Below are 26,126 nucleotides of genomic sequence, written 5' to 3'. Positions count from 1 at the left end.
CCGGCGGTTATAGCGCTGTCTGCGGCGACTACTGACCGAAAGTGGCGCCCTCTTCCAGGAACGCCGCTTCCGCAGCAGTACTCCGGCGCCCCAGCACCTGGTTCCGGTGCGGGAAACGCCCGAAACGCTCGATGATTTCCGCGTGTTCACGCGCACTCCGGTGGAATCCGCTCAGCACATCCCGCAGGCGCCCCTCCGCCGTTTTCTCCAGCTGCTCATAGAGGGCTACTCCTTCGCGCTGGATCTCCCGGTTCTCGGCGTGCTGATACGGCATATAGAAGAATGCCCGCTGAATGCGGGGGAGCGCCAGTTCACGACCCTGGGCCACGCCTTCGCGTGCCAGGCGCTGGGCCAGAGGGTCATTGCGGAACGCCATGGCGGTACGGCGGTAGATGTTGCGTGAGAACTGATCCAGAAGCAGGATCTCTGCCAGGGCGCCGCCAGGCTCGTTCCGCCAGTGGTCGAGCCCCTCTTCGGAGGCCAGCAGCACCATGGAGGAAAAGCGCCGCCGCATGGCCCGATCGAAACGCCGGCTCTCGGTGAACCACTGCTCACGGTAGGCTTTGGCGGGCACTCCCTCGTTGTCCAGGGAGCCGAACCAGAAATCCACAATGTAGGGCCATTCGAACATAACTGGAGGATATCAGCGTACAGCAGGCGCGACCATGCGGGATTCGTGAACCTTTTCCTGGCCTGCCGCCCCTGCCGATGCCACTATTGACACCGGTTCAGCATGGATTGAACCACAGAGGGAGTACCCTATGAACCAGCACATCCTGATCACCGGCGGCACCGGCTTCATCGGTCAGCTGCTCTGCCATGAGCTCCACAGCAAGGGCCGTAACCTGACAGTATTGAGCCGCCGGAACGAGGCCGAGGTCCAGCGTCTATGCGGCCGGGTACAGGTGATCCGCCGCATGGACGAAATACCGGCCATCCCGACCATTGATGCCGTGATCAACCTCGCGGGTGAAGGCATCGCCGAGAAACGCTGGACGCAGCAGCGCAAACAGGCCCTGTGGGACAGCCGCATTACCCTCACTGATGAGCTTGTGTCGCAGCTTCAGCGCCGCGATGCCCTCCCGGAAACCATGATCTCCGGGTCCGCAGTGGGCTACTACGGCGACCAGGGCGACGCGGACGTAACGGAAACCACGGAACCCCGGGATGAGTTCACCCATCGTCTTTGCGCCGCCTGGGAGGCATCCGCCACCCGCCTGGGCGATGATACCCGGGTCTGTCTCTCCCGTACCGGCCTTGTCATCGGCCGTGACGGTGGTTTCCTGCAGCAGATGCTGCCCCTGTTCCGGCTCGGACTGGGCGGACGTCTCGGTAATGGCCGCCAGTACATGCCCTGGATCCATCGGCAGGACATGGTCCAGGGGCTGATCCATCTGCTCGACTCCCCTGAGCTCAGCGGGGCCTTCAACCTGACAGGCCCGGAGCCGGTCACCAATGCGGAGTTCACCCGGGCACTGGCACAAGTCCTGAATCGCCCCGCCTGCCTGCCGGTACCGCCGGTGGCGCTCAAGCTGGCCCTCGGGGAAATGGCCCGCCTGCTTCTCACCGGCCAGAAAGCACGGCCGGAGCGACTTCTGGAATCCGGTTTCGTGTTCCAGTACCCCAGTGTTGAGCAGGCACTGGCAGAGGCGGTGGGATGACCCGAGAAGGCCGACTGGCCCTGGCGGGGCTACTGCTCGCCCTGGCCTTTCCGGCCACGGCCGAGCGCACGAACAGCGTCAGGGCCTTCGAGGGGGCCAGCTATCAGGCGTGTGGCCTGATCGCCAGCCAATACATCACCTCGATGCAGCTCATGGAGCAGGGCCTGTCCCCGGCCATCCTGAGGGACACCCTGCCCGGGCTGAGCGATGCCGGTTCCCGGCGTATCAACCAGCTCCACAGGGCCCTTGATGAGGAGGGCCCGGCCGGCACCTACTCCAACATCCATGCCCGCTTTGCCCGCTGCGCCCGCCAGGTTCATGAAGCGCGAGGCGAGCCCGAGCCCGGCACCCGGGAAGATCTTTTCTACCGCTGCGCCGGCGAGAACAAGATCCGCTATGAAATCGCCCTGGCCGCCTTCGCCGGCGGTACGCTGGAGGAGGTCCGCGGGCAACTTTCCCCCCGCCACAAACCAGTCGCGGAGGCCCTTTTCAAGCGCTACCGGGAGACGGATGCGGCCACGGTACTCCGCGGGATCGGAACAACCTTCAAGGCCTGCCTGCGGGGCCCGGCTGCCCGGACTGGTTCAGATAATGGTTGACAGCCCGCCCCAGCTTCCATAAAGTGCGCATCCTGTAACGCATGGCGTCGCGTCCCGTTCGTCTAGTGGTTAGGACACTGCCCTTTCACGGCAGTAACAGGGGTTCGAGTCCCCTACGGGACGCCATTTTCCCTCCTTTTCTGTTATCCCCTTCTCAGACATCGTCCACAGCAACCGCTGGCCCATGCGACGACTCATGTCCTTACTGCTATAGTGTGAAATTCCGGTAACCCAACCCCGACCAAACGGTAGTCGAGTCGCCGCCCCATGCGTAACCCCCTGTCCTGGTCCCGGAGCCCCATTGTCCGTTCGCCCCTGTCTCTACGACTGCTGGGGCTGATCGTTCTGTGCAGCTCCATTTTCACCCTTGTCGCCGCGGCCGTTCAGCTGTGGGTAAGCTACCGCTCGGATGTCGCCAGCATCGAACAGCGCCTCCGTGTGATTGAGGCCGGCTACAGCAACAGCCTTGCCAGCAGTGCCTGGGCCATCGACCATGAGTTGATCAAGGTGCAGCTTGAGGGCATCACCAGCCTTCCGGACATTGCTCATGCAAGGCTTCAAATGGAGCCTGAAGGGGTCATCCGCGCCGGCAGTATTCCAGAGAACAACGGCACCGCCACCCATGAATTCGATCTTGAGTATGACGGGGAACAGCTGGGGCATGTAACTGTCACCGCCAGCCTCAAAGGGGCATGGGTGAACCTCAGGCGCAACGTCCGCGTCATCCTCACCACCCAGTCGCTGCGCACCTTCTTCCTGTCACTGCTGCTGCTGTGGATCTTCCACTATTTCGTGGCACGCCATCTCACCACCATGGCCAACTACGCACGCCAGTTCACGCTGCAGAACCTGAACAAGCCCCTGATACTGGATCGTCCTTCACGGTCACTCCGGGGCCAGGACGAACTGGACCATGTCACGGAAGCCATCAACAGCATGCGTGCGCGTCTGCGTGAGGACCTGGAGCGCCAGAAGGTGGACGAAGCGGAAATCCGCAAACTATCCCTGGCTCTGGAACAGAGCCCCTCTTCGGTCATCATCTGTGACCGCAGCTGGCAGATTGAATACGTCAACAACAAGTTCCTACAGCTTACCGGCCTGCTCATGGACGATGTGCTCGGCCACCACCCGGTGTTTCTCACGGCGGACACACTCAGCGAGGAAGAGAACCGTGAGCTGTGGAACAATGTGCGCCTGCAGGTCCAGCGGGTAGGCGTGTGGCAGGGGGAAATGCAGCGCACGCGGGACAATGGCGAGCGTTTCTGGGAACAGGTGGTGGTTACCCCCATCCGCAACGATGACGAACACCCCTCCCATTACCTGATCCTGGGAGAAGACATCAGCATCCGCAAACGTTACGAACAGCAGCTCCTGCGACAGGCCAACTACGACATCCTCACGGGCCTGCCCAACCGGATGCTGGCGCTCGACCGCCTCAAGCTTGCCCTCGCGCAGGCGCGACGGGATCAGACCATGGTGGGCGTCATGTTCCTGGACCTGGACAACTTCAAACACGTCAATGACACCATGGGCCACGACGCCGGCGACAACATGCTGATCGAGGCCTCACGCCGAATCTCCGCCTGCCTGCGCGGCACCAGCACCGTCGCCCGCCTGGGTGGGGATGAGTTCCTGATCATCCTTCCCACCCTGGCCTCTCCCGGGGCCACGGAACAGGTGGCCGAACGTATCCTCCAGACCTTCGTACCACCGTTCAACATCGCCGGGCATGAGCTGTTTGTGAGCACCAGTATCGGCATCGCCATCTACCCCGGTGACGGCGACAACAGCACCAACCTGCTGCAGAACGCGGACGCCGCGATGTACGAAGCCAAGAACCGGGGCAAGAGCTCCTTCCAGCGTTTCGCCCCGGAAATGAAGGAGGTCTCCCAGGAGCGCCTCCAGACGGAGAGCCTGCTCCGGCGCGCGCTGGAAATGCAGGAATTCGAGTTGCGCTTCCAGCCGATACTGCGGCTCGGCGACAGTCGCATCATGGGCGCGGAGGCGCTGCTGCGCTGGAACAATGCCACGCTCGGCATGGTGCCCCCGGACCGCTTCATTCCGCTGGCTGAAGAAACCGGTCTCATCATATCCATCGGCCGCTGGGTGATCCGGGAGGCCTGCCGGGCGGTCAGCCGCTGGCAGAAGCAGACGGGTGACCCGATAATCATGGCGGTCAATGTTTCACCCCGCCAGTTCCGCGACCCACACTTCGTGGAGACAGTCAGTGCCGCACTGGAGGAAACCGGCCTGGAGGGCCAGTATCTGGAACTGGAGATTACCGAGCGGCTGATCCTGGACAACAATCTGGAAACAGACCGCGTGCTCCACGACCTTGATGCGATGGGGGTACGTCTGTCCGTGGATGACTTCGGAACCGGCTATTCGGCCCTGGGCTACCTTAAGAATTACCCCTTCGATACCCTCAAGATCGACAAATCCTTTGTCGGCGATCTGAACCGCGACTCCGACGACACCGCACTGGTGAGCGCCATCATCAATATGGCCCACAGTCTGGGTCTTAAGGTGGTTGCCGAAGGCGTTGAATACCAGGATCAACTGGAGTTCCTTGGCACGGAGCGCTGCGACTACGCTCAGGGTTTCCTGTTCACCCATCCCCTCAGTGAGCGCGAGTTCCTGCTCTGGTGCAGCGACCACATGGACGGTTAGGATGCCGACATGGATCAACAGCATCTGCTCATCATCAATGCCGGCAGCTCATCACTGAAACTGACACTGGCGACCGCCCCCGACTACCAGGTCCTGGGCGCCTTCCTGGCGGAGCGGTTGGGTACGGACAACCCCACCCTGAACCAGAAGGCACCGCAGAGCGCCAGTGAGTCCCTCGCCAGCGGCAGTGGTCACCATGAAGCGCTGGAAGCCTGCCTGAAGCGCCTCAAGACTCAGGGCCTGCTCTCCCGCGAGCCGGACGCGGTGGGCCACCGCGTGGTCCATGGCGGCGAGGCCTTCACGGATTCAGCACTGATCGACGATCAGGTCACCGCGGCCATTGATGGCTGCAGTACACTGGCGCCTCTGCACAATCCAGCCAACCTTGCCGGCATCCGCGCCACGCGATCCCTATACCCCGACTGTCCCCAAGTGGCCGTATTCGATACCGCTTTCCACCAGTCACTGCCAGCGACGGCGTATCACTACGCCGTCCCCCAGGCCCTTTACCACGATCACGGGGTGCGCCGCTACGGCTTCCACGGCACCAGCCACCGCTGGATCCTGCAGCAGGCCGCGGGCTGGCTGGAGCGCCCGCCCGAACGCACTTCCATCATCTCCGCCCACCTCGGCAATGGCTGCAGTGTCACCGCTGTCCGGAATGGCCGGAGCGTGGACACCAGCATGGGCCTGACACCCCTGGAGGGCTTGGTCATGGGGACCCGCAGCGGCGACGTGGACCCGGGTCTTTTTGATTTCCTCCTGCGTCGGGGCTACGGCGCCGAGGCCATACACGACATGCTCAACCGCGAAAGCGGCCTACTGGGGCTCTCGGGGGTCAGTCACGACATGCGCACCCTCACCGAGGCTGCCCAGGACGGTCATGAACAGGCCAATCTGGCCGTTAACGTCTTCTGTTTCCGGCTGGCACGCTACATCGGTGCCATGATGGCCTCTCTGGAGCGCCTGGACGCCTTGGTATTCACAGGCGGCATCGGTGAGAACAGCCCGCTGGTGCGGCAACGGACCCTGGCGCACCTGAGCATTTTCGGGCTGGCGCTGGATGAGGCGTCCAACCGCAACCCGGAGTCGGCCGCCGCCATTCACGCCCCCGGTACGCCTCCGGTGCTGGTGATCCCCACGGACGAGGAACAGATGATCGCACTTGACACGCAGCGCCTGACCACCACAGGGAGGACCGCCTGATGGCCCAGAACCTGTTCATTACGCCAACTGACCTGCACTCCGGGCTCACTTCCGTATGCCTGGGCTTGGTGCGGGCGCTGGACCGCCTGGGGCTGCGCGTGGGCTTCTTCAAGCCCGTGGCCCAGAGCGCCATGGGCGAGGACTCGGACGCCTCCGTCCACTTCGTCCGCGCCCGCACCAACCTTGAACCCTCCACGCCGGTTTCCCTGCGCCATGCCCAGGAGCGGATCAACCAGGGGCGCTCCGGCGAGTTCATGGAGGACATGGTCAGCCGCTACCATGAGTCCTGCGAGGACTGCGATGTGGTCATCGTGGAAGGGCTGGTGCCGGACAGCCAGGAAAGCTACACCCAGCGCCTGAATGTGGAGATGGCCCGTAACCTGGACGCACAGGTGATCCTGGTAAGCGCCCCAGGCGAACGCGGGCCCGAGGAACTCGGCGAGCGCCTGAATTTCACAATCCGCATCTTCTCGGAATCCGGATCGACCCCGGTGATCGGTGCCATCCTGAACCGCCTTGGCGAACCCACCGGCCACAGTCTGCCGCTGGCCACCGACGACACGGAGCCGGATCCGGTGCACGACTGGGCCAGCGAATGCCCACCCCTGCGGGACGGCCACCTGAGACTGATCGGAGCCATTCCTTGGCGTCCGCAACTGGTGGAACCCCGGGTCAGTGACATAGCCCGGGAACTGGACGCCGAGCGTCTGCACAGTGGCGACATGGACCGTCGGCGGGTGCGCCGCGTCAGCATCGCCTCCCGCACCATTCCCAACATGGTGGCAACGCTCCGGCCAGGCACGCTGCTGGTTACCCCCGGTGATCGTGAGGACATCATCGTCGCGGCTGCGCTGGCGGCACTTTCGGGGATTCCCCTGGCGGGGCTGGTCCTGACCGGCGGACTCAGGCCCAGTGACCAGACCCTGACCTTCATCCGTTCGGCGCTGGAAACCGGCCTGCCGATCATGACCTCCAGCATGGATACCTATCACACCACCCACTGCCTGGCGTCCATGGCGATTGCCGTACCCGTGGACGACACAGAGCGCATCGAGAAGGTCATGGAGACCACCGCCGAGGCCATCGATGCCGAGTGGCTGCGCGACCAGCTGGCGGTGGACCGTGAACCCCGCCTGTCACCGCCGGCGTTCCGTTATCTTCTGACCCGCCGCGCCCGTGAGGCCGGCAAACGCATCATCCTGCCGGAGGGCGACGAGCCGAGGACACTGCAGGCCGCCGCGCGCTGCCAGGAAAAGGGCATCGCCGAGTGTGTACTGGTGGGCAAACCGGACCACATCCATTCCGTGGCCCATTCCCGGGACATCACCCTGCCCGACAGCATCCGGATCATCGACCCGGACGAGGTGCGCGACAGCTATGTGGACAGCATGGTGGCGCTGCGCCGGCACAAGGGTATGAAGCCCGACATGGCCCGGGCCCTACTGGAGGATAACGTGATGCTGGCCACCCTGATGGTGGCCCTGGATGAGATGGACGGGCTCGTTTCCGGCGCGGTGCACACAACCGCCAATACCATCCGCCCCGCCCTGCAGCTGATCAAGACCCACCAGGCTGCGCGGATCGTCTCTTCCGTGTTCTTCATGTGCCTGCCGGACCAGGTGCGGGTCTACGGTGACTGCGCCGTGAACCCGGACCCGGACGCCGAAGAGCTGGCAGACATCGCCATCCAGAGCGCGGACTCCGCAACGACCTTCGGCATCACGCCACGGGTGGCGATGATCAGCTACAGCACTGGCAGTTCCGGCAGCGGGGATGATGTGGAAAAGGTGCGTCAGGCGACGGCCATCGCCAGCGAGCGGCGCCCGGAGCTGATCATCGACGGTCCGCTGCAGTACGACGCTGCCGCCATTGAGAGCGTCGCCCGCAGCAAGGCGCCGGACAGTCCGGTGGCGGGCCGGGCCACTGTCTTCGTGTTCCCGGACCTGAACACCGGCAACACCACCTACAAGGCGGTACAGCGCAGCGCCAACGTGGTTAGCATCGGCCCCATGCTGCAGGGCCTGCGTAAGCCGGTGAACGACCTCTCAAGGGGGGCCATGGTGGAGGATATTGTCTTCACGATCGCGCTGACGGCGATACAGGCGAAGCAGGTGGCGGATCAGGGGCTGGCCTGAAGCGCCTCAGCCCTGTTTCTTGCGGCGCTTGCTCTGCTTCTCGTTTTTCTTCACGTGCTGCATCAGGCGCGCCTTCTTCTGCTTCTGGCGCTTGTTGAGGGTATTCTTGCGACCCTCGAAGGGGTTGTCCGGCGAACGGAACTCAAAGCGAATGGGCGTTGCCTCGACCTTGAGAACCCGACGGTAGGTATTCTCCAGATAACGCTGGTAATCCCTGGGCACGGCATCCGCCTGTGTGCCGTGCACCACGATCCGCGGCGGGCATGAACCACCCTGGTGAGCGTAGCGCAGCTTGATGCGGTGACCCCGCACAATGGGCGGCGGATGCTGGGTAACGGCATCCTGCAGAATACGGGTCAGGTGGTTGGTGGACCACTTGGCCATGGCGGAGTCATAGCCCGCATCGATGGACTCGTAGAGATCCCCAACTCCGGTGCCGTGCAGGGCCGAGATAAAGTGCATCCGGGCGTAATCGAGAAAGCCCAGCCGCCACTTCAGGTGTTCCTTCAGCCAACGCCGGTCCTCGGGATCCATGCCATCCCACTTGTTGACCGCCACCACCACGGCACGCCCGGCGTCCAGGGCAAAGCCGATCAGGTGCATGTCCTGGTCCACCAGCCCCTCGCGGGCATCGATCATCGCGATCACGACATGGGCTTTTTCGATGGACTGGAGGGTTTTCACCACCGAGAATTTCTCGACCGTCTCCTTGACCTGTCGCCGGCGACGCACGCCGGCAGTATCGATCAGGGTGTAGTCACGGTCACGGCGGCTGAAGGGAATCCGGATGCTGTCCCTCGTGGTACCGGGTTCGTCATAGACCACAACCCGGTCCTCACCAAGAATGCGGTTGACCAGGGTGGACTTTCCCACATTCGGCCGACCGATAATCCCGACCTGAATGCGCCCGTCCTCTTCCTCCTCTGGGTCCTCCTCCAGAGCTTCGGCATCGCCGAGCACCTCGTCCAGAAGACTGCGGATACCCCGGTTATGGGCCGCGGAAATGCGATGGAGAGGATCAAAGCCAAGGCCATGGAACTCGGCGGCGGCCTGGTCCTCGTCCTGGCCATCGGTCTTGTTGACGACCAGGTGCGCGCTCACACCCTGGCGGCGGAGCCGGTCGATGATGTACTCGTCACCCGGGGTGAGTCCGGCACGGCCATCGACCACCAGCAGCACCTCGTCGGCCTCCTCGATGGCCGCCTCGGCCTGGCCCGCCATGAGCTGGTCAATGCCCTCGTCATCGCCGGCAAGGCCACCGGTATCAATGGCAATGAAGCGGTGTCCGTGGTGACGGCCCTCGCCGTACTGGCGATCCCGGGTCAGCCCCGAGAAGTCGGCCACCAGGGCATCCCGGCTGCGCGTGAGCTGGTTGAACAGCGTGGACTTGCCCACATTGGGGCGGCCGACAACGGCGATTACGGGCGTCATGGACTTCAGCGGTCACCTTCCCGTACATGATAGGAGGCCAGCCAGCCCCCGTTACCGAAGACGATCACCCGGTCACGGAAGCGGATGGGGTCCGTGCGCAGGCCTTCATCATCGACGAGAACACGCCCATCCATGGTGCCGTCAGTGGCATCAACCGCATAGAGGTAGCCCTCGAAATCCCCTACAACGGCGTGGCTACCCAGAGCCACGGGAGCCGTCGGCTGACGCCAGGCCAGCTCACGATGACGCCATAGTTCGCTGCGCGAAGCGCGCTCGAAACCCACAAGAGTTCCATCGGCACCAGCGGCCACGACCTGTTCATCGGTGACGGCGGGCGCCTCCAGACTCGACAGCTCACGACTCCAGCGCTCCTCGCCGGAGCGCAGTTCCAGTGCCGTGACGCTGCCCTGATAGGCACTCACATAGACGGTGTCGTCCACCACATGGGGCGATGAATCCACGTCCACCAACCGCTCAAGCTCGGTTCTGCCTGCTGACTGAGCCAGCCTCTGCTCCCACTGAACCGCGCCACTGTTCACATCCAGCGCTACAACCCGTCCATTATCGAAGCCGGCGATCACGCGACTGCCATCCATCCAGGGTGTGGCGTTGCCGCGGAAGCTGAGCACCGGCATGTTGCTGTCGTACTGCCAGCGCCGGTTGCCATTGGACTGGCTGAACGCCAGCAGCTCGCCGTCGATGGTCTGCACGACCACATAGCGCCCATTGCTCTGGGGCGGCACCAGGGCCTCGTTCGGCAGCGAGGCGCGCCACTGCTCCTCGCCTTCATGGGAAAGGGCAATAAGCTCACCATTGCGGGTCACCACGTAGAGGTGGTCCGAGTCCACCCCCACGCCGGCAAGAAGGCGCTCATCCAGCTTTTCCCACCAGTCACGCCGGCCGTTGCGGGCGTTATAGGCGGTGATATAGCCGTTCTGGGTGGCGGCGTAGACCGTCTCCTCCTGGATTCCGGGGGACAGGAAGAGGTACTGGCCATCCATTCCCTCCCCGACACGGCGGCTCCAGATCTCGCGGACCTCCGCGTCACCGCTGACCTCGGGAACGGGCGCCGGCTGCTCCCGGGGCTCGGAACTGCTGCACCCGGCGAGTACAACACCGGCGACAACACAGATCATCAGGCAGCGCCAGGCTGCGGTAGGTGCCCGCATCAACCCTCCTCCATTACGGCAAGGTCACTGAGCTTGAGTTCAAGCAGACGATCATTCACATCCTCACCGTGGGAGTCACGCGCTGCCTGGTAGGCTTCCCGCGCTGCGTCCTCATTCCCGGCGGCATGGTGTGCATCCCCCCTGAGCTCATGGAACAGGGGCGCAAATTCCCCGGCGTCATCAAGGCCTTCCAGCGTCGAGAGCGCACTATCAGCATCGCCGCTGGCAAGCTGGGCGCGGGCCAGCCGCAGACGGATCACACGTGGCAGCGGCTCACCGCCTGCCTGCTGCAGAGCCCATTCCAGCTCTTCACTCGCGTCTTCCGGGCGGGACTCCTGCATATAGACGTTCGCCGCAACCATGGCGGAGAACACCGTGTAGGGGCTGTCCGGCTGGCTGTCCTTGAGATTGTCCAGAGCATATTCCATGGAGGAAAGCCGCTCCTCGGTCTCCTCGTCCGACTGCAGGGTGCTGATGACGCTGTCAAAACCCTGGCGAGCCTCCGCGCGGGCCGCCGCTTCACGCGCCTCCCAGTACTGCCAGCCGGCTATACCCAGAACCACGATGGCAATGCCCATCAATACACTGGAACCGTTCTGCTTCCACCAGCGCTTGAACGCTTCCCACTGTTCGTCTTCTTCGGCCACTTCCTATTCTCCCTGTTCGTTCGTTTTGTCACCGAGGTGGGCCTGACAGGCGGCTATCAGCTCGGATTGCGCAATCCGCTGCTGCTCGGTGTTTACCAGGTTCTTCACGCTGACCTCCCCGGCCGCGGCTTCATCCGCGCCCAGGATCACGGCCAGCCGTGCACCGGAGGCGTCGGCCTTTTTCATGCGGCTCTTGAAACCACCACCACCGCAGTGGCTCACCACCCGATTGGCCGGCAGCGCATCCCGCAGGCGCTCCGCAAGGCCGAATGCCTGGGCGGAAAGGCTGTCATCCATGCTCATGACATAGATATCGGCATGGCCGTTGACCCATTCGGGGATCAGCCCTTCTGTCTCGAGCAGCAGGATCAAACGTTCCATGCCCATGGCGAACCCGATCGCCGGCGTCGAGCGCCCACCGAGCTGCTCCACCAGGCCGTCGTAACGACCCCCGGCACAGACGGTGCCCTGGGCCCCCAGCGCGTCGGTGACCCACTCGAACACGGTTTTACCGTAGTAGTCCAGCCCCCGGACCAGGCCGGCGTTCACACTGTAGGCAAGGCCGGCCGCGTCCAGGCGTTCACAAAGGGCACGGAAATGCTCACGGCTTTCTTCCCCGATATAGTCCGCCAGTACCGGCGCGTCCTCAAGCACGCGCTGGGTCTCGGCCACTTTTGAATCCAGGATCCGCAACGGATTGGTAGCGAGCCGACGCTGGCTGTCCTCATCGAGTCTGTCACGGTGGTTTTCAAGATAGGCGGTGAGCGCGTCGCGATAGCGCTGACGGTCGGCGGCGGTGCCCAGCGAATTGATCTCCAGGCGCACCTGGTCCGCCAGGCCCAGCGCCCGCCAGATGCGGGCAGTCATCAGCAGCAGCTCGGCGTCAATGTCCGGCCCTTCCATGCCGAAGGCTTCCACACCGATCTGGTGGAACTGGCGGTAGCGCCCTTTCTGCGGGCGTTCATGGCGGAACATGGGGCCGGTGTACCAGAGGCGCTGCTGCTGGTTGAACAGCAGCCCGTGCTGCTCCGCGGCACGGACACAGCCTGCGGTGCCTTCCGGTCTCAGGGTCAGGCTGTCGCCGTTGCGATCCTCAAAGGTGTACATCTCCTTCTCGACGATGTCCGTGACCTCGCCGATGGAGCGGCTGAACAGCTCGGTTTTCTCCAAAATGGGCATGCGGATCTCGCGATACCCGTAGGCGCTGAGCACACCGCCCAGGGTGCGCTCCACATACTGCCAGACCGGTGACTGGTCCGGCAGTATGTCGTTCATTCCACGAATTGCCTGTATTCTGGCCAAGGTTCTCCCCTGTTCGGTCGCGTGGTTGCCCGCCCGCGATCAGCCCTTGGCGATGATGGCGTCTTCTTCAGCCTTCTTGCGCGCCGCCCGTTGCCGGATCTCACGCTCCAGGTCATCCACCAGGGAGGCCTTGTCGATCTTGCGATCCTTGTCCCCATCCTGGTACATCAGGTGCTGGGGCGTACCCCCGGTGATGCCGATGTCCGCTTCCTTCGCCTCGCCGGGCCCGTTGACAATGCAGCCGATCACGGCCACATCCATGGAGGTGTTCACATCCTCCAACCGGGACTCCAGCTCGTTCATGGTGCCGATCACATCAAAGTTCTGGCGCGAGCAACTCGGGCAGGCGATGAAGTTGATCCCGCGCGTGCGCAGGCGCAGACTCTTGAGGATATCGAAGCCGACCTTGATCTCCTCCACCGGGTCCGCTGCCAGCGAGATGCGGATGGTATCACCGATCCCTTCCGCCAGCAGCATCCCCAGGCCAACGGACGACTTCACGGCGCCGGAGCGCAGGCCGCCGGCCTCGGTGATCCCCAGGTGCAGGGGCTGCTCGATCTTATCCGCGATGAGTCGATAGGCCTGGACCGCCATGATCACATCGGAGGCCTTGAGGCTGACCTTGAAGTCCTTGAAGTCATACCGATCGAGGATCTCGATATGGCGCATGGCGGATTCCACCATCGCCTCGGAGGTGGGCTCGCCGTACTTGCGCTGCAGGTCCTTCTCCAGGGAGCCGGCGTTGACGCCGATGCGGATCGGGATGCCGTGGTCCTTGGCGGCGTTGATCACCGCGCGGACCCGCTCTTCCTTCCCGATGTTGCCGGGGTTGATGCGCAGGCAGTCCACACCCAGCTCCGCCACGCGCAGCGCGATTTTATAGTCGAAATGAATGTCCGCCACCAGCGGGACGTTCACGGCCGCGCGGATCTTCGCAAAGGCCTCGGCGGAATCCATGTCCGGAACCGATACCCGGACAATGTCGGCGCCAGCTTCCTCCAGGCCCCGGATCTGCGCCACGGTGCCCTCAATGTCCAGGGTATCCGTATTGGTCATGCTCTGAACGGCAATGGGCGCATCGCCCCCCACGGGCACCGACCCCACGTGGATCTGGCGGGAAGGCCTGCGCTTGATGGGAGACTCTTCGTTCTTAAGCATCGTTCTGAACCTGCCATTCTCTGCGGCTGCCCCTGAGGGGTTCAGCCATTGGCTGTATCAAGTACAAACTGTGTGCGTCCCGCGTTCACGGGGTACTGATCGAGGTCCACTGTTTCACCCATGAAGCGGACCGAGGCGACCGCTTCAACGTTGCCGAGCAGCACCTCGAAAGGCTCGGGCCCTTCATAATCAACCGTTTCACCTTCCTGGGCAAGTGTAACCACAACCCGCTCACCGTTGCCGTTGACCACTTCAACCCAGCATGCACCATCAAAGGCAATGGTCAACGAGGCCTGACTTGCACTGGCCTGTTCACCGGATTCCGCCTGCGTTCCGCCGTTGGACACCGCTGCTCCGGGATCATCCACCTGGGCAACCGGCGTTGACAGCGCCGGTTCAGCGCCGGCTCCATCAGATGAGGGCTCGGTGGATGAGGTCTCCGCTTCAGAGCTCCCTGCTTCAGTGCTATCTCCCTCGCCCGTTGCGCTGTCCGGCTCTGATTCACTCTCCGCCCCCGACCCTGAGTCCGGAACGTCAAGCTCGACCTCCCCCGCCGCATCCACGGCCGAATCCACCACCCAGGGCCCGTACTGATAAACTACCCAGCCGATTACCACCGCTGTAAGAAGCGCGATGGCCACACCTCCGATACGACGCCTGCGCAGCTTCTTCTGACGTATGATTTCCGTCGGGCTGGGTTCTTTCTGTGCTTCCTGCTTCTGGCGGAAGGGTTCGAGTTCCCGATCCAGCCGGGCAATCAGATCATCCCCGTCCTGTTCCGTGAGGCGGGCATAAGTCCGGACATATCCCTTCAGGAAAAGATCCGCAGGCATCGCCTCGTAATCACTGTCCTCAATGGCCTGGATGATTGACGGTCTCAGATGCAGCTGATCCGCTACATCCTGGCGATCCATTCCGTGGTGCTCGCGGGCGGTTCGCAGCTGCTCGCCTACGAGCCGGGATGTCGGCCCGTTACTGTTCTCAGCGCTACCCTCTTCACTCATCGCTGACCATGGTCCTGTATTGCTGGTATTCCTCAGAATCCGGGAAACGTTCCCGCAATTGCTCCGCGAGCTCGGACGCCTCTTGATCACCCCCTGACTCTCTTGCCAGACGGATGCCCGCCAACAGGGACGCGGGCGTATGGGAAGCATCCCGGGAACGCTCGATACGCATGGTCAGTCGACGGTACAGGGGCCGGGCTTCCGCATAACGCCCGGCATCGATAAGGGAGGTTATCGCACCAATGTGGTCTGTTGTACTGCCCCGCCGCAGCTGCATAGCGCGCTTATAGGCTTCGGCAGCCTCATCATGGCGTTCCAGCTGACCCGCGGCACGCGCCAGGTTGACGAACACCCCGGCACGCCTGTCGTAATCAGTATCCTCGGACGCTTTCCGGAACTGCTCCAGAGCCTCTTCGTAACGACCGCGGTTGTAGAGAAAAACCCCGAAATGGGCCCGGCCACGGGTATACTCCGGTTCCAGGTCCAGTGCCCGCCGAAAGCGCTCCTCAGCCAATCTGTACTCACCTTCCTCCTCGCTGATCAGGGCCCTGGCGGCGATGGCGGGGGCGCTTTCATCATTGATCTCAAGCGCGCGGTCCAGATGACGCCGGGCCCGGTCATAGCGGTCATTCTGGATATAGGCCAGCCCCAGACGCACATAGTCTTCCTCTGCCTGCTCAGGATCCTGTGAGGCAAAGGTTCCCTGCCGCTGCGAGACACAGCCCGCCGTGATAATGCACAGAAGAATCGCGGTAAGCCGCGTCGCGTCTGCCTTCAATCGACCTGGCATGGAGTCAGTCACCCTTCGAGTCGTTCCTGTTCAGCCCACCTCCTGGTGAACCGGAATGTAACGCTCACTGCGGCGGGTACGGTCCTCGAACTGACCGACCAGCTGGCCGCAGGCGGCATCAATGTCGTCGCCGCGTGTTGTACGCACCGTTGTAATATAGCCGGCCTGGTTCATGATGTCCTGGAACCGCTTCACCGCATTCCCGCTTGGGCGACGGTAATCACTCTCGGGAAAGGGATTGAACGGAATCAGGTTGACCTTGCACGGCACATCCACCAACAGATCCGCAAGCTGTGCCGCATGCTCCGGCTGATCGTTGACGCCCTCAATGAGGGTGTACTCAATGGTGGCGCGGCGCCGGTCCCCGAGCCCCGAAAGGTACTGCTTTGTCGCCGAAAGCAGCCGCTCGATCGGGTACTTGCGGTTCAGCGGCACAAGCTCGTTACGCAGCTCATCATTGGGGGCATGGAGCGAAATGGCAAGTGACACATCCGAAACCTCGCCCAGCTTCTCGAGTGCCGGAATAACCCCTGAAGTGCTCACGGTAACCCGCCGTTTGGAGATGCCATAGGCCCAATCATCCATCATCAGATCCATGGCATCAACGACGTTGTCGAAGTTGAGCAGGGGTTCGCCCATGCCCATCATCACAACATTGGTGATGGGCCGCTCTTTCGTGCGGTCGAAGGGCATGAAGGTACGCAACGCCGCCCAGACCTGACCGATGATCTCGGCCGCGGAGAGGTTGCGATTAAAGCCGCGCTTACCAGTGGAACAGAAGCTGCAGTCGAGGCTGCACCCAACCTGGGAGGACACACACAGGGTGCCGCGCTCGCCATCGGGGATCAGCACCGTCTCGATGCTGTTGCCCTCGGCCATGCGCATGACCCACTTGCGTGTGCCATCACTGGAGGTTTCATCAAGAAGCACCTCCGGCCCCCGGATCTCGGCGATCTCCGCCAGGCGTGCACGGAGTGTCTTGCTGACGTTGGTCATGGCCTCGAAGTCATCCACTCCATAATGGTGGATCCACTTCATCACCTGCCCGGCACGGAACTTCTTCTCGCCGATGTCGACGAAGAACCGCTCCATCTTGTGCCGCGGCAGGCCAAGCAGATTGACCTTCTCAGCTGAATTCTGGGAGCCGGTGTTGCTCATGATCGGATACCTTCTGTGCCCACGCTGGTCTTACAGGGTGCGCGGGCAGATCTCGCTGTCGTTGAAGAAATAGGCGATCTCGCGCTCGGCGGATTCCGGCGAATCGGAGCCGTGAACCGCGTTGGCGTCGATCGAATCGGCGTAGTCCGCGCGGATGGTGCCTGCTTCCGCTTCCTTGGGGTTGGTGGCGCCCATCAGTTCACGGTTACGGGCGATGGCGTTCTCGCCTTCCAGCACCTGGACAATAACCGGGCCAGAGGTCATGAAACCCACCAGATCCGGGAAGAACGAACGCTCACGGTGCTCGGCGTAAAAGCCTTCCGCCTGCTCCTGGGTCATGTGGATCATGCGGGCCGCTACAATCTGCAGATCCGCATTCTCGAAACGGCTCTCAATCTCGCCGATCAGGTTGCGGGACACGGCATCCGGCTTGATGATCGACAGGGTGCGCTCAATAGCCATGTGATGAAACTCCTGTTATCGGTAATCGGTGGAATCCGGGCGGAATTATACGCACCTCAGGCGTAAAGTCACACCGTCGCACGCCGCGCGGCACTGCGTTCGCGCAGCCTCTGCACCGCCTCAGTGATGCGTTCGGCGGCTGTGTCGATCTCAGTTTCCGTACTGAAGCGGCCGAGGGAAAAACGCAGCGACCCCTGGGCCTTCTCCGGCGGAAGACCGATCCCCCGCAGCACATAGGAAGGCTCCGTGGTGGCCGATGCGCAGGCGGAACCGGAGGAAACGGCAATCCCCCTCAGTGCCAGCAGCAGGGATTCGCCATCCACGCCCTCGAAGCCGATATTAATGATGCCCGGGACCCGTTCTGCCTCCGGGCCATGCACCTGAACACCGTCCAGCCCTTCCAGGCCCCTGATGAAGCGCGACCGCAGTGCCTCAAGCCTTTCCGCCTCGGCGCCACCTTCCTCAAGCGCCAGACTGAAAGCGTGCCCCATGGCCGCAATCTGGTGGGTTGCCAGGGTTCCCGAGCGCAGGCCACGCTCGTGGCCACCGCCATGCATCTGGGCCTCAATGGTGACATCCGGCGAACGGCGCACGTAGAGCGCGCCGATCCCCTTTGGTCCATAGACCTTGTGCGCGGAGAGCGCCATCAGGTCCACCGGCATCCGGGTAACATCCAGGGCCATCTTGCCCAATGCCTGTGCCGCGTCCACATGGAACAGGACGCCCCACTCACGCAGCAGGCTTCCGATGGCCGCGATGGGGTTGATGCTGCCCAGCTCGTTGTTCACCGCCATCAGTGACACCAGGATGGTGTCATCCCTGAGTGCCGCCTGAACCTGGTCCGCTGCGATGCAGCCGCACCCATCCGGTTCCAGCCAGGTGACCTCAAAGCCCCGCTCTTCCAGCCAATGGAAGCAGTCCACCACCGCCTTGTGTTCAATAACGGAGGTGACCAGGTGGCGCCCCCTGGCCTGATTGGCCATGGCGGCGCCCTTGATGGCCAGGTTGTCGGACTCTGTGGCACCGGAGGTCCACACGATCTCCCGGCTGTCCGCGCCAATGAGCCCGGCCACCCGGGCGCGCGCCTGTTCCACCGCCGCCTCGGCCTGCCAGCCTACGGCATGGGAGCGGGAAGCCGGATTGCCGAAGATGCCGTCCGGTGTCAGATACTGCTGAAGCGTCTCCGCCACACGCGGGTCAACGGGCGTGGTGGCGGCATAGTCGAGATAAATGGTCTGTGTCATGGGATTGTTTCGCTGTTGGGAACCGTCTGCGCGGCAACCGCTCAGGCACTGGCCGGGCGCGTGTCGCCCGCAATAACCGCGGTTTCGCGCTGGCGCTGATCCTGGCGCTGCGCCACTGCCTGGATCTCCGGTTTATCCCGGAGCTCGGCCAGGCTGATCCGGCTGAGAAAACGGTGGATCTCATCCCCGAGATCCGCCCATAGGTGATGAGTCAGGCACATTTCGCCATTCTGGCAGTCGCCGGCGCGATTACAGCGGGTGGTGTCCAGCGATTCATTGACCGCGTCCACCACGTCCGCCACGAATATCGCATCCTCCGCCGCCGTGAGCCGGTAACCACCTCCCGGCCCACGCACACTGGTTACGAGGTTGCCCCGGCGCAGCCTGGCGAAAAGCTGTTCCAGGTAGGACAGCGATATGCCCTGCCGCTGCGAGATATCCGCAAGGGATACAGGTCCACTCCCGGAATGGATGGCCAGGTCAAGCATCGCGGTAACGGCGTAGCGCCCTTTGGTGGTCAGCTTCATGATCGGAACCCGGTTGCGCTGACAGATTGGCTTGATTATCAATTAACCAAGTAAAACAGTCAAGTATTTGATCCTGACTCGCCCTCGTCAGTCGCCTTTTCCTGACCATCGGCCGGTACGTCGCCGCAGTCAAAGTCCATCGGCAGCGGCGGCATCTCAGTGGAACCGCGATAACTGTCCATCTGTTTCAGCGCCTTGCACATGGACTCGATACGCTCGTCCACCACATGCATGTGATCCAGCATGCTGCGGATGGAGCGGGCAATCGGGTCGGGCATATCCTCGCTGAGCCCGTAGGCATCGAACCCGATCTTCTGCTCCATGGCCTTGCGCCGCCCTTCCTCTGGCTCTTCCTTCTTGGTCACAATGCGCCCGGGAATGCCCACCACTGTGGCGCCTTCGGGCACCTCCTTGGTCACCACCGCGTTCGACCCCACCTTGGCATGGCGGCCAATGGTGAAGGGTCCGAGAATCTTTGCACCGGCCCCCACGACAACGCCGTCGCCCAGGGTTGGGTGGCGTTTGCCGTGGTTCCAGCTGGTTCCCCCAAGGGTCACGCCCTGGTAAAGGGTGACATCGTCACCGATAACCGTTGTCTCACCGATGACCACCCCCATGCCATGGTCGATAAAGAAGCGCCTGCCAATGGTCGCTCCGGGGTGAATCTCAACACCGGTGAGCCAGCGGGCAAAGGTGGAGATGGTGCGCGCCAGCCACTTGAAGCCCCACTGCCAGAGCCGATGGTTCATGCGATGGAAGAGCAGCGCATGCAGGCCGGGATAGTTGGTCAGCACCTCGAACGCATTGCGGGCCGCGGGATCACGGTGAAAGACGCTCTGGATGTCCTCGCGCAGATGGTCAAACATGATTGCCCCTGTTACGGGAACGGGCCAGCTTATCAACGCTGGTCAGGATTCCCCTGAGTATGTTCATTTCCATGCGGTCAGGATGCGCCCGCTGGAACAGCCGGCGCATCCTGACCATTAATTGTCGCGGACGCTCCGGGTCGTGAAAACCGGTGGTCGTCAGCGTCTGCTCCAGGTGCGCCAGCAGGCGCTCCATGTCCTCAGCAGTAGCCGGCAGCTCATCCCAACCCTCATCCGCCGGGGTGTGCGTGCTCTGCCATCGCGGTGCAGCGGGCTCCGGCGCGTCAAACAGGCTCTGCATGCGCACCTCATAGAGCATCACCTGCACCGCCATGGCCAGATTCAGGGAGCTGAATCCCGGATTCGAAGGCACCTGCACATGGTAATGGCAGCGCCGCAGCTCCTCATTCGAAAGCCCGTTGTCCTCCCGACCGAACACCAGGGCCACGGGCCCCTGCCGGCGCTGCTCCAACACCCTGGCACCGCAGTCGCGCGGGTTGAGGATCGGCCAGGTAAGGCTGCGCGAACGCGCACTGGCGCCAATCACCTCCACACAGTCTGCGACCGCTTCCCCAAGATCCGAAACCACTTGGGCATTCGCAAGCACATCATCCGCCCCGGAGGCCCGGGCACTGGCCTTTTCATCCGGGAAGGAAACCGGCGATACCAGGGCCAGCTCGGACACCCCCATGTTCTTCATGGCCCGGGCCACCGCACCGATATTGCCCGGATGGGACGGTTCAACCAGCACGACCCGGAGGCCTTCAAGGGAAGGGTAGTCCGACATTCCATTTTCCACCCGCCGGGCGGGCACCTGTTGCCAATGATGGGCGCATACTAGCATGCACAATGGATCGGCGGCAGGCGGCTCGCGGGTTTCCCTGACGCCGGAACCCGCCCAACAATCGTCTTGCCCGGCGTTTTCTGGTATAGTTCGCCGCCCATCCGAATCGGACCCCATTGGTAACCTGATGCAGCCAGCAATCAAGATGGCCTTGCGCGCGGCAAGGCAGAACAGCGATTTCCTCAAGGACCAGCAGGCCCGCCTGGAGGCCGACAGCAAGGCGCCTGACGCGTTGGTGCGTACCGTGCATGCCATTGAGCACCGCATCCATGAACGCACCGAGGAGCAGCTGCGCCGTTCCTACAAGGACCACTGGATTGCCCCCGCAGGCGATGTGGAGGCAGGTGACTGGGCCCAGAGCTGGCACGTTTTCCCGATCCTGGGGGAGCGCAACTTCGCCCGCGGCCTGCCGGAATTCGCAACAGCCCTGCTCCAGAAGATCAACGACCGGCCGGAAAACCTCGTGGTCCTGTGCCCTCTCACGGGCGAGGAATACGCCTTCAGCCGCGGCTACGGCGCCGTGCTCAACAGCCAGCGCATCCGGGCCCGCTCCACCCAGCAGCTCGCCCAGACCCTGATCAGCTGCAACCTGTTCAATCGGCGCAGCAGCGGCGAGGACAGTGGCCTCTGGCTGGACGTGGCGGGATCACTGGTGCGCGAAGGGGCGGATCTGCAGTACAACGGCTGCAGCGTCCTGGATATGGCAAGGGTTGCGGGTGGTTATCTGGACGCGGCCGTTCTGGCCACCGACCTGCGCCACGAGCAGGTAATGGCGAGCCTCATCAGCCAGGAGGCCGGAGCCGTGGGCGGTGATCTCCGGGGCAACCCGCTTGGGCGCAAAGCCGGCGAGCTGGTGATTGCCAACAACCTGCTGTTCCGCGAAATCCTGCAACAGGCCCAGCCTTACCGGCAACGTATGACAGGCGCCTGAAAGGCGCCCGCAATCACTCCATGCGCTTGAGCCAGTCCGGCGGCTCTTCCTCTTCCGGCTGGCTGCCCTCCGCACCTTCCTTCTTCGGCACGTAGAGATCATCCCGGTTCACGTTCAAGGCCACCAGCATGTTCGCCGCCACATAGATCGACGAATAGGTACCCACCAGAACGCCGATAAACAGCGCCAGCGCGAAGTTCCGGATCATTTCGCCGCCGAAGACCAGCAGAGACAGCAACACAACCAGTGTCGTCGCGGATGTGACAATGGTCCGCAGAAGCACCTGATTGAGAGAGGTATTGATGATCTCTTCAGGGCCTCCCTTGAGGATGCGACGGAAGTTCTCCCGGATGCGGTCGGAAACGATGATGGTGTCGTTGAGCGAGTAGCCGATCACAGCCAGAAGGGCCGCCAGCACCGTCAGGTCGAAGGTGAGCCGGAAGACCGAGAAGACCCCGAGCACAATCAGCACGTCGTGAACAAGCGGCACCACGGAAGCGAAGCCGAACTTGAGCTGAAAGCGCATGGCGATATAGATAAGCACCACGAAAAATGCCAGAAGCAGCGCGATACCACCCTGCTCCCGCAACTCCTCGCCCACCTGACCGCCAACGTACTCGGAGCGCTCCAGGGTCAGTTCGGCGTTCTCGCTGAGCGCGGATACCACCTGATCGCCCACGGAGTCGTCGAATTCGGCCGGAAGCCGGACAAGAACCGCAGTGTCCGAACCAAAGTTCTGCACCATGGCGTTTTCATAGCCCGCGGATTCCAGCTGGTTGCGCACCTCCGGCAGAGCCGGCGCTTCGGCGTACTCAAGCTCAACCAGGCTGCCCCCGGTGAAGTCCAGACCCAGCGCCAGCCCGTTGGTACCGAGGCTGACGGCAGCGCCCAGAACGAGAATGATCGAGAGCGCGGCGGCGATCCGCCGGAAGCCCATGAAGTCGATCGTGCGTTTGCTGTTTTCACTCATTCGATCACCCTCAGATTGACAGTGCCTTGAGGTCACTGCGCCCGCCAATGCTGACATTGACGATGGCGCGGCTGACCATGAGGGCCGTGAACATGGATGTCAGGATGCCGATCAGAAGGGTGACGGCAAAACCTTTCACCGGCCCGGTCCCAACGGCGAACAGAATGCCGGCGACCAGGAAGGTGGTGACGTTGGCATCAAAGATGGACACAAAAGCCCGGCTGAAGCCTGCATTGATGGCGGACTGAACCGGAAGCCCTTCCCGCAGCTCCTCCTTGATGCGCTCGAAGATCAGCACATTGGCGTCCACCGCCATGCCCACCGTCAGCACAATGCCCGCAATACCCGGTAGCGTGAGGGTTGCCCCGAGCACGGACATGGCGCCAACCAGCAGCGTCAGGTTCACCATCAGCGCCACATTCGCGAGCAGGCCAAAGGCCTTGTAGATGACCAGCATTGTCAGCGCGACCAGGATGAAGCCGAGGATCACCGAATTGATGCCCGAGTCGATGTTCTGCTGCCCCAGACTTGGGCCGATGGTGCGCTCTTCCACGAAATAGATGGGCGCCGCCAGTGCACCCGCGCGCAGCAGCAGCGCCAGCTCGGAAGCTTCCGCCACATTCTCCAGGCCGGTTACCCGGAAGTTGCTGCCCAGGGTGCTGCGGATAGTGGCCAGACTGATGATGCTGCGCTCAGTCTCGCGCACCCTTTCGGTCACGGTTTCACCGTCCACCTGGCGTTCAACTTCCTCGCTGCTGTGCTCAATGAAGAGCACACCCAGCTGGCGCCCCACCGCATCCCGGGTTACGTCCTGCATCATACTGCCACCAGGCCCGTCCAGGGTGATGTTGACCTGGGGCTGACCGTTCTCGTCGAACGACTGGTTGGCGTCGGCCACATTGTCACCGGTAATGATGACGTCGCGCTCAAGCTCCGCCGTACGGTCCGGGTTGTTGCGGAACGGGAAGGTTTCCGTGCGCGCCGAGGAGGCGTCCGAACGTGCCTCGAGCCGGAATTCCAGGTTCGCGGTAGACCCCAGGACCCGCTTGGCTTCGGCCGTATCCTGTACGCCGGGAAGCTGCACCACAATCCGGTCACTGCCCTGCTGCTGGATCAGCGGCTCGGCCACGCCCAGCTCGTTCACCCGGTTACGCAGTGTCGTCAGGTTCTGGTTCAGGGCGTAGTCCCGGATCTCGGATGCCGACTGTTGGTTGAGCGTCAGCTCCAGGATGTAATCCTCGCCATCAGAACGGGTATTACTCCGGAACTGATCATACTCGGAGTTCACCAGAGAGGCGGCGTCATCCCGTGCGGATTCGCTCGGGAAGACAAACTCCAGCTGACCCTCTTCGGCATCACCACCGCGGTAGCGGATGCGCTCCTCGCGGAGCTGGCGCTTGATCTCGCTGGCATAGACATCCAGCCGGCGATCCACCGCCGCTTCCATGTCCACCTGCATCAGGAAGTGGACACCACCGCGCAGATCCAGCCCCAGGTTCATGGGCGTGGCGCCAATGGACCGCAGCCAGTCCGGGGTGGTTGCCGCCAGGCTCAGTGCGGCGACGTATTCGGAACCGAGCGCCTCCTGGAGTTCGGAGCGGGCACGCAGCTGAGCATCACTGGCGTCAAAACGCAGCATGGCTGTGCCGTCACCCAGCGACGGATCCCGGTACTCAATATCCGCTTCGTCCAGGGCCTCCCGAGCCTCGTCCAGCAGCGCCTCGTCAACGCTGACGGAGGCGCTGGAGCCACTGATCTGGACAGCGTAATCGTCCGGAAACAGGTTTGGGAGCGCGTAAATGATACCGAGAAGAACCACTGCCGAAACCAGCAGGTTCTTCCAGAGAGGATACTTATTAAGCATCGGTGATCCTTGTGCGGAACCGGAAGATCAGATGTCCTTGAGCGTTCCCTTGGGCAGGGCCTGGGTCACAGCCTGGCGCTGGACCTTCACCTCAACACCGTCGGCAATCTCCACCACCATGTAGTCGTCGGTCAGGCGCGAGATCCGGCCTGCAAGACCACCACCGGTCACCACTTCATCGCCCTTGTCGAGACCTTCAACCAGAGCCTTGTGCTCCTTGGCACGCTTGGACTGGGGGCGCCAGATCAGGAAATAGAAGATCAGGATGAAACCGCCGAAAAGGACGACCTGGGAAATCATACCCGGCCCACCCTGGGGCGCGGCAACGGCGACGGCTGGCATAAGGGCCAGCAGAAGAACCATAAGCGAACGAACGCTGAACATCATCGGGCTACTCCGCGTAACTGATAGAACCTGTCAATGAAGGTCGCCAATGTACCTGCTTGGATAGCCTCACGCAATCCAGCCATAAGCGCCTGGTAGTAATGGAGGTTGTGGATGGAGGCGAGCTGGGCGCCCAGCATCTCCCCACAGCGATCCAGGTGATGCAGATAGCCGCGCGAGAAATGGCAACAGGTATAGCAGTCGCACATGGGGTCCACCGGCCCGGTATCGTACCTGTGACGGGCGTTGCGGATGCGCACAACGCCCTCATGGGTGAACAGGTGCCCGTTGCGCGCGTTGCGGGTGGGCATCACGCAGTCGAACATGTCCACGCCGCGACTGACCGCCTCGACGATGTCCTCCGGGCGCCCCACCCCCATCAGATAACGCGGCGCATCCGCCGGCATCGCCGGTTCCAGTGCCTCCAGGATCCGGTGCATCTCCTCGCGCGGCTCCCCGACGGACAGCCCCCCAATGGCGTAACCCTCGAAGCCGATGGACTTCAGCCCCTCCAGGGATTCCTTCCGCAGATCCTCATACATGCCGCCCTGAACGATCCCAAAGAGCGCGGAACGGCTGTCCCCGTGGGCTTCACGGCTGCGTTCGGCCCACCGCAGGGACAGGTTCATCGAACGTCTCGCCTCTTCCTCGGTGGCCGGGTATGGCGTGCATTCGTCGAAGATCATGACAATATCCGAGCCCAGCGCCCGTTGCACTGCCATGGATTTCTCCGGGGTCAGCTCCACCGGCGAGCCGTTGACCGGCGACTTGAAGGTGACCCCCGCCTCGGTGGTCTTGGTCATCTCGGAGAGGCTGAAAACCTGGAAGCCGCCGGAGTCCGTGAGCATCGGGCGTTCCCAGCCGGCAAAATCGTGCAGGTCACCATGCGCCTCGATCACCTCGGTGCCCGGGCGCAGCATCAGGTGGAAGGTATTGCCCAGTATGATCTCGGCGCCGGTGGCTTCCAGATCACGCGGCAGCATGCCCTTGACGGTGCCGTAGGTGCCAACGGGCATGAAGGCGGGGGTTTCGACGGTGCCGCGCGGAAAGGTCAGCCTGCCACGCCGCGCGACTCCATCACTGGCCAGGTGCTCGAAATCCATG

24 protein-coding genes and 1 tRNA gene are annotated in these 26,126 nt (G+C 62.9%); 7 read left to right on the top strand and 18 right to left on the bottom strand.

The genetic code is table 11. The features are described 5' to 3' along the window. Positions 1–28: 28 nt before the first annotated feature. Entirely contained in the window at positions 29–631 is a 603-nt protein-coding gene (locus H4I92_RS14145; protein ID WP_077531192.1) for a DUF924 family protein, read from the bottom strand. 130 nt (positions 632–761) lie between these two features. Here H4I92_RS14145 and H4I92_RS14140 point away from each other — a divergent pair, with 130 nt between their 5' ends. The 6 genes from H4I92_RS14140 (at position 762) to pta (ending at position 8,271) form a co-directional block, all read left to right on the top strand. Continuing rightward, positions 762–1,661: a TIGR01777 family oxidoreductase gene (locus tag H4I92_RS14140; protein WP_077531191.1), complete on the top strand. Its 900-nt coding sequence runs from the start codon at positions 762–764 to the stop codon at positions 1,659–1,661. Further along, complete coding sequence (locus H4I92_RS14135) at positions 1,658–2,260, top strand: hypothetical protein (RefSeq protein WP_077531190.1); 603 nt, start codon at positions 1,658–1,660, stop codon at positions 2,258–2,260. Before H4I92_RS14140 ends, H4I92_RS14135 begins: the two co-directional genes overlap by 4 nt. Positions 2,261–2,311: 51 nt before the next feature. Continuing rightward, positions 2,312–2,386 (top strand) — tRNA-Glu (locus H4I92_RS14130). A 141-nt stretch (positions 2,387–2,527) separates the two neighbouring features. Next, entirely contained in the window at positions 2,528–4,930 is a 2,403-nt protein-coding gene (locus tag H4I92_RS14125) for a bifunctional diguanylate cyclase/phosphodiesterase (RefSeq protein ID WP_077531189.1), read from the top strand. A 9-nt stretch (positions 4,931–4,939) separates the two neighbouring features. Further along, positions 4,940–6,136, top strand: a complete 1,197-nt coding sequence (locus H4I92_RS14120) for an acetate/propionate family kinase (RefSeq protein WP_077531188.1) — start codon at positions 4,940–4,942, stop codon at positions 6,134–6,136. Further along, the gene (gene pta, locus H4I92_RS14115; protein WP_077531187.1) at positions 6,136–8,271 is read left to right on the top strand and encodes a phosphate acetyltransferase; all 2,136 of its coding nucleotides are present in this window, start codon (positions 6,136–6,138) and stop codon (positions 8,269–8,271) included. The genes H4I92_RS14120 and pta overlap by 1 nt, the downstream gene beginning before the upstream one ends. A gap of 6 nt (positions 8,272–8,277) precedes the next feature. On the opposite strand, the gene der is transcribed toward pta, so the two are convergent. The 13 genes from der to trmJ all read right to left on the bottom strand — a co-directional run bounded on the left by der (position 8,278) and on the right by trmJ (position 20,816). Next, on the bottom strand, positions 8,278–9,702 hold the full coding sequence (gene der / locus H4I92_RS14110) for a ribosome biogenesis GTPase Der (RefSeq protein WP_077531186.1): 1,425 nt from the start codon (positions 9,700–9,702) through the stop codon (positions 8,278–8,280). Positions 9,703–9,707: 5 nt separating this feature from the next. Continuing rightward, positions 9,708–10,871, bottom strand: a complete 1,164-nt coding sequence (gene bamB / locus H4I92_RS14105; RefSeq protein WP_077531185.1) for an outer membrane protein assembly factor BamB — start codon at positions 10,869–10,871, stop codon at positions 9,708–9,710. Beyond that, on the bottom strand, positions 10,871–11,518 hold the full coding sequence (locus H4I92_RS14100) for a YfgM family protein (protein WP_077531184.1): 648 nt from the start codon (positions 11,516–11,518) through the stop codon (positions 10,871–10,873). The genes bamB and H4I92_RS14100 overlap by 1 nt, the downstream gene beginning before the upstream one ends. A gap of 3 nt (positions 11,519–11,521) precedes the next feature. Further along, positions 11,522–12,793 (bottom strand): histidine--tRNA ligase, encoded by a 1,272-nt coding sequence (gene hisS / locus H4I92_RS14095; protein ID WP_218668222.1) that lies wholly within the window; start codon positions 12,791–12,793, stop codon positions 11,522–11,524. 66 nt (positions 12,794–12,859) lie between these two features. Then, positions 12,860–13,978 carry a flavodoxin-dependent (E)-4-hydroxy-3-methylbut-2-enyl-diphosphate synthase gene (gene ispG, locus H4I92_RS14090; protein WP_077531182.1) on the bottom strand — a complete coding sequence of 373 codons (1,119 nt, stop codon included), beginning with the start codon at positions 13,976–13,978 and terminating at the stop codon, positions 12,860–12,862. A 41-nt stretch (positions 13,979–14,019) separates the two neighbouring features. Continuing rightward, complete coding sequence (locus H4I92_RS14085) at positions 14,020–14,982, bottom strand: RodZ domain-containing protein (RefSeq protein ID WP_179105718.1); 963 nt, start codon at positions 14,980–14,982, stop codon at positions 14,020–14,022. Further along, positions 14,975–15,772, bottom strand: a complete 798-nt coding sequence (gene pilW, locus H4I92_RS14080; protein ID WP_077531180.1) for a type IV pilus biogenesis/stability protein PilW — start codon at positions 15,770–15,772, stop codon at positions 14,975–14,977. The genes H4I92_RS14085 and pilW overlap by 8 nt, the downstream gene beginning before the upstream one ends. A 30-nt stretch (positions 15,773–15,802) precedes the next feature. After that, entirely contained in the window at positions 15,803–16,930 is a 1,128-nt protein-coding gene (rlmN, locus tag H4I92_RS14075) for a dual-specificity RNA methyltransferase RlmN (protein ID WP_077531179.1), read from the bottom strand. A gap of 30 nt (positions 16,931–16,960) precedes the next feature. Continuing rightward, positions 16,961–17,392: a nucleoside-diphosphate kinase gene (gene ndk, locus H4I92_RS14070; RefSeq protein WP_077531178.1), complete on the bottom strand. Its 432-nt coding sequence runs from the start codon at positions 17,390–17,392 to the stop codon at positions 16,961–16,963. A 68-nt stretch (positions 17,393–17,460) separates the two neighbouring features. Next, entirely contained in the window at positions 17,461–18,636 is a 1,176-nt protein-coding gene (locus H4I92_RS14065) for an aminotransferase class V-fold PLP-dependent enzyme (protein WP_077531177.1), read from the bottom strand. A 41-nt stretch (positions 18,637–18,677) separates the two neighbouring features. Next, entirely contained in the window at positions 18,678–19,163 is a 486-nt protein-coding gene (locus H4I92_RS14060) for an Rrf2 family transcriptional regulator (RefSeq protein WP_077531783.1), read from the bottom strand. Between the two features lie 59 nt (positions 19,164–19,222). Then, a complete protein-coding gene (gene cysE / locus H4I92_RS14055) occupies positions 19,223–20,029 on the bottom strand; it encodes a serine O-acetyltransferase (protein WP_077531176.1) in 807 nt (268 codons plus the stop codon). Further along, the gene (trmJ, locus tag H4I92_RS14050) at positions 20,022–20,816 is read right to left on the bottom strand and encodes a tRNA (cytosine(32)/uridine(32)-2'-O)-methyltransferase TrmJ (RefSeq protein ID WP_077531175.1); all 795 of its coding nucleotides are present in this window, start codon (positions 20,814–20,816) and stop codon (positions 20,022–20,024) included. The genes cysE and trmJ overlap by 8 nt, the downstream gene beginning before the upstream one ends. A gap of 184 nt (positions 20,817–21,000) precedes the next feature. On the opposite strand from trmJ, the gene H4I92_RS14045 reads away from it, so the two are divergent. Next, entirely contained in the window at positions 21,001–21,804 is an 804-nt protein-coding gene (locus H4I92_RS14045) for an inositol monophosphatase family protein (protein ID WP_179105717.1), read from the top strand. A gap of 13 nt (positions 21,805–21,817) precedes the next feature. On the opposite strand, the gene secF is transcribed toward H4I92_RS14045, so the two are convergent. Genes secF through tgt form a run of 4 tightly spaced genes read right to left on the bottom strand, consistent with a single transcriptional unit; the run spans position 21,818 to position 26,125 of the window. Next, positions 21,818–22,774: a protein translocase subunit SecF gene (secF, locus tag H4I92_RS14040; protein ID WP_077531173.1), complete on the bottom strand. Its 957-nt coding sequence runs from the start codon at positions 22,772–22,774 to the stop codon at positions 21,818–21,820. Between the two features lie 10 nt (positions 22,775–22,784). Beyond that, positions 22,785–24,638, bottom strand: a complete 1,854-nt coding sequence (gene secD / locus H4I92_RS14035; RefSeq protein ID WP_077531172.1) for a protein translocase subunit SecD — start codon at positions 24,636–24,638, stop codon at positions 22,785–22,787. A gap of 27 nt (positions 24,639–24,665) precedes the next feature. Further along, complete coding sequence (gene yajC, locus H4I92_RS14030; RefSeq protein WP_077531782.1) at positions 24,666–25,022, bottom strand: preprotein translocase subunit YajC; 357 nt, start codon at positions 25,020–25,022, stop codon at positions 24,666–24,668. Then, complete coding sequence (gene tgt / locus H4I92_RS14025) at positions 25,022–26,125, bottom strand: tRNA guanosine(34) transglycosylase Tgt (RefSeq protein ID WP_077531781.1); 1,104 nt, start codon at positions 26,123–26,125, stop codon at positions 25,022–25,024. The genes yajC and tgt overlap by 1 nt, the downstream gene beginning before the upstream one ends. Position 26,126: the final 1 nt, after the last annotated feature.

It is taken from the genome of Vreelandella halophila (genome assembly GCF_019903425.1).
GTDB lineage: Bacteria > Pseudomonadota > Gammaproteobacteria > Pseudomonadales > Oleiphilaceae > Halospina > Halospina halophila.
This window is presented reverse-complemented; position numbering and strand designations above follow the sequence as displayed.

Coding starts and splice junctions, on each gene's coding strand:
- H4I92_RS14085 (WP_179105718.1), bottom strand. CDS start 14,982: ATGAGTGAAGAGGGTAGCGCTGAGAACAGTAACGGGCCGACATCCCGG.
- trmJ (WP_077531175.1), bottom strand. CDS start 20,816: ATGTCGGACTACCCTTCCCTTGAAGGCCTCCGGGTCGTGCTGGTTGAA.
- H4I92_RS14145 (WP_077531192.1), bottom strand. CDS start 631: ATGTTCGAATGGCCCTACATTGTGGATTTCTGGTTCGGCTCCCTGGAC.
- H4I92_RS14140 (WP_077531191.1), top strand. CDS start 762: ATGAACCAGCACATCCTGATCACCGGCGGCACCGGCTTCATCGGTCAG.
- H4I92_RS14135 (WP_077531190.1), top strand. CDS start 1,658: ATGACCCGAGAAGGCCGACTGGCCCTGGCGGGGCTACTGCTCGCCCTG.
- hisS (WP_218668222.1), bottom strand. CDS start 12,793: ATGAACGACATACTGCCGGACCAGTCACCGGTCTGGCAGTATGTGGAG.
- ispG (WP_077531182.1), bottom strand. CDS start 13,978: ATGCTTAAGAACGAAGAGTCTCCCATCAAGCGCAGGCCTTCCCGCCAG.
- tgt (WP_077531781.1), bottom strand. CDS start 26,125: ATGGATTTCGAGCACCTGGCCAGTGATGGAGTCGCGCGGCGTGGCAGG.
- H4I92_RS14045 (WP_179105717.1), top strand. CDS start 21,001: ATGCAGCCAGCAATCAAGATGGCCTTGCGCGCGGCAAGGCAGAACAGC.
- bamB (WP_077531185.1), bottom strand. CDS start 10,871: ATGCGGGCACCTACCGCAGCCTGGCGCTGCCTGATGATCTGTGTTGTC.
- H4I92_RS14065 (WP_077531177.1), bottom strand. CDS start 18,636: ATGACACAGACCATTTATCTCGACTATGCCGCCACCACGCCCGTTGAC.
- H4I92_RS14125 (WP_077531189.1), top strand. CDS start 2,528: ATGCGTAACCCCCTGTCCTGGTCCCGGAGCCCCATTGTCCGTTCGCCC.
- cysE (WP_077531176.1), bottom strand. CDS start 20,029: ATGTTTGACCATCTGCGCGAGGACATCCAGAGCGTCTTTCACCGTGAT.
- yajC (WP_077531782.1), bottom strand. CDS start 25,022: ATGTTCAGCGTTCGTTCGCTTATGGTTCTTCTGCTGGCCCTTATGCCA.
- H4I92_RS14120 (WP_077531188.1), top strand. CDS start 4,940: ATGGATCAACAGCATCTGCTCATCATCAATGCCGGCAGCTCATCACTG.
- der (WP_077531186.1), bottom strand. CDS start 9,702: ATGACGCCCGTAATCGCCGTTGTCGGCCGCCCCAATGTGGGCAAGTCC.
- H4I92_RS14060 (WP_077531783.1), bottom strand. CDS start 19,163: ATGAAGCTGACCACCAAAGGGCGCTACGCCGTTACCGCGATGCTTGAC.
- ndk (WP_077531178.1), bottom strand. CDS start 17,392: ATGGCTATTGAGCGCACCCTGTCGATCATCAAGCCGGATGCCGTGTCC.
- pilW (WP_077531180.1), bottom strand. CDS start 15,772: ATGCCAGGTCGATTGAAGGCAGACGCGACGCGGCTTACCGCGATTCTT.
- secF (WP_077531173.1), bottom strand. CDS start 22,774: ATGAGTGAAAACAGCAAACGCACGATCGACTTCATGGGCTTCCGGCGG.
- pta (WP_077531187.1), top strand. CDS start 6,136: ATGGCCCAGAACCTGTTCATTACGCCAACTGACCTGCACTCCGGGCTC.
- secD (WP_077531172.1), bottom strand. CDS start 24,638: ATGCTTAATAAGTATCCTCTCTGGAAGAACCTGCTGGTTTCGGCAGTG.
- rlmN (WP_077531179.1), bottom strand. CDS start 16,930: ATGAGCAACACCGGCTCCCAGAATTCAGCTGAGAAGGTCAATCTGCTT.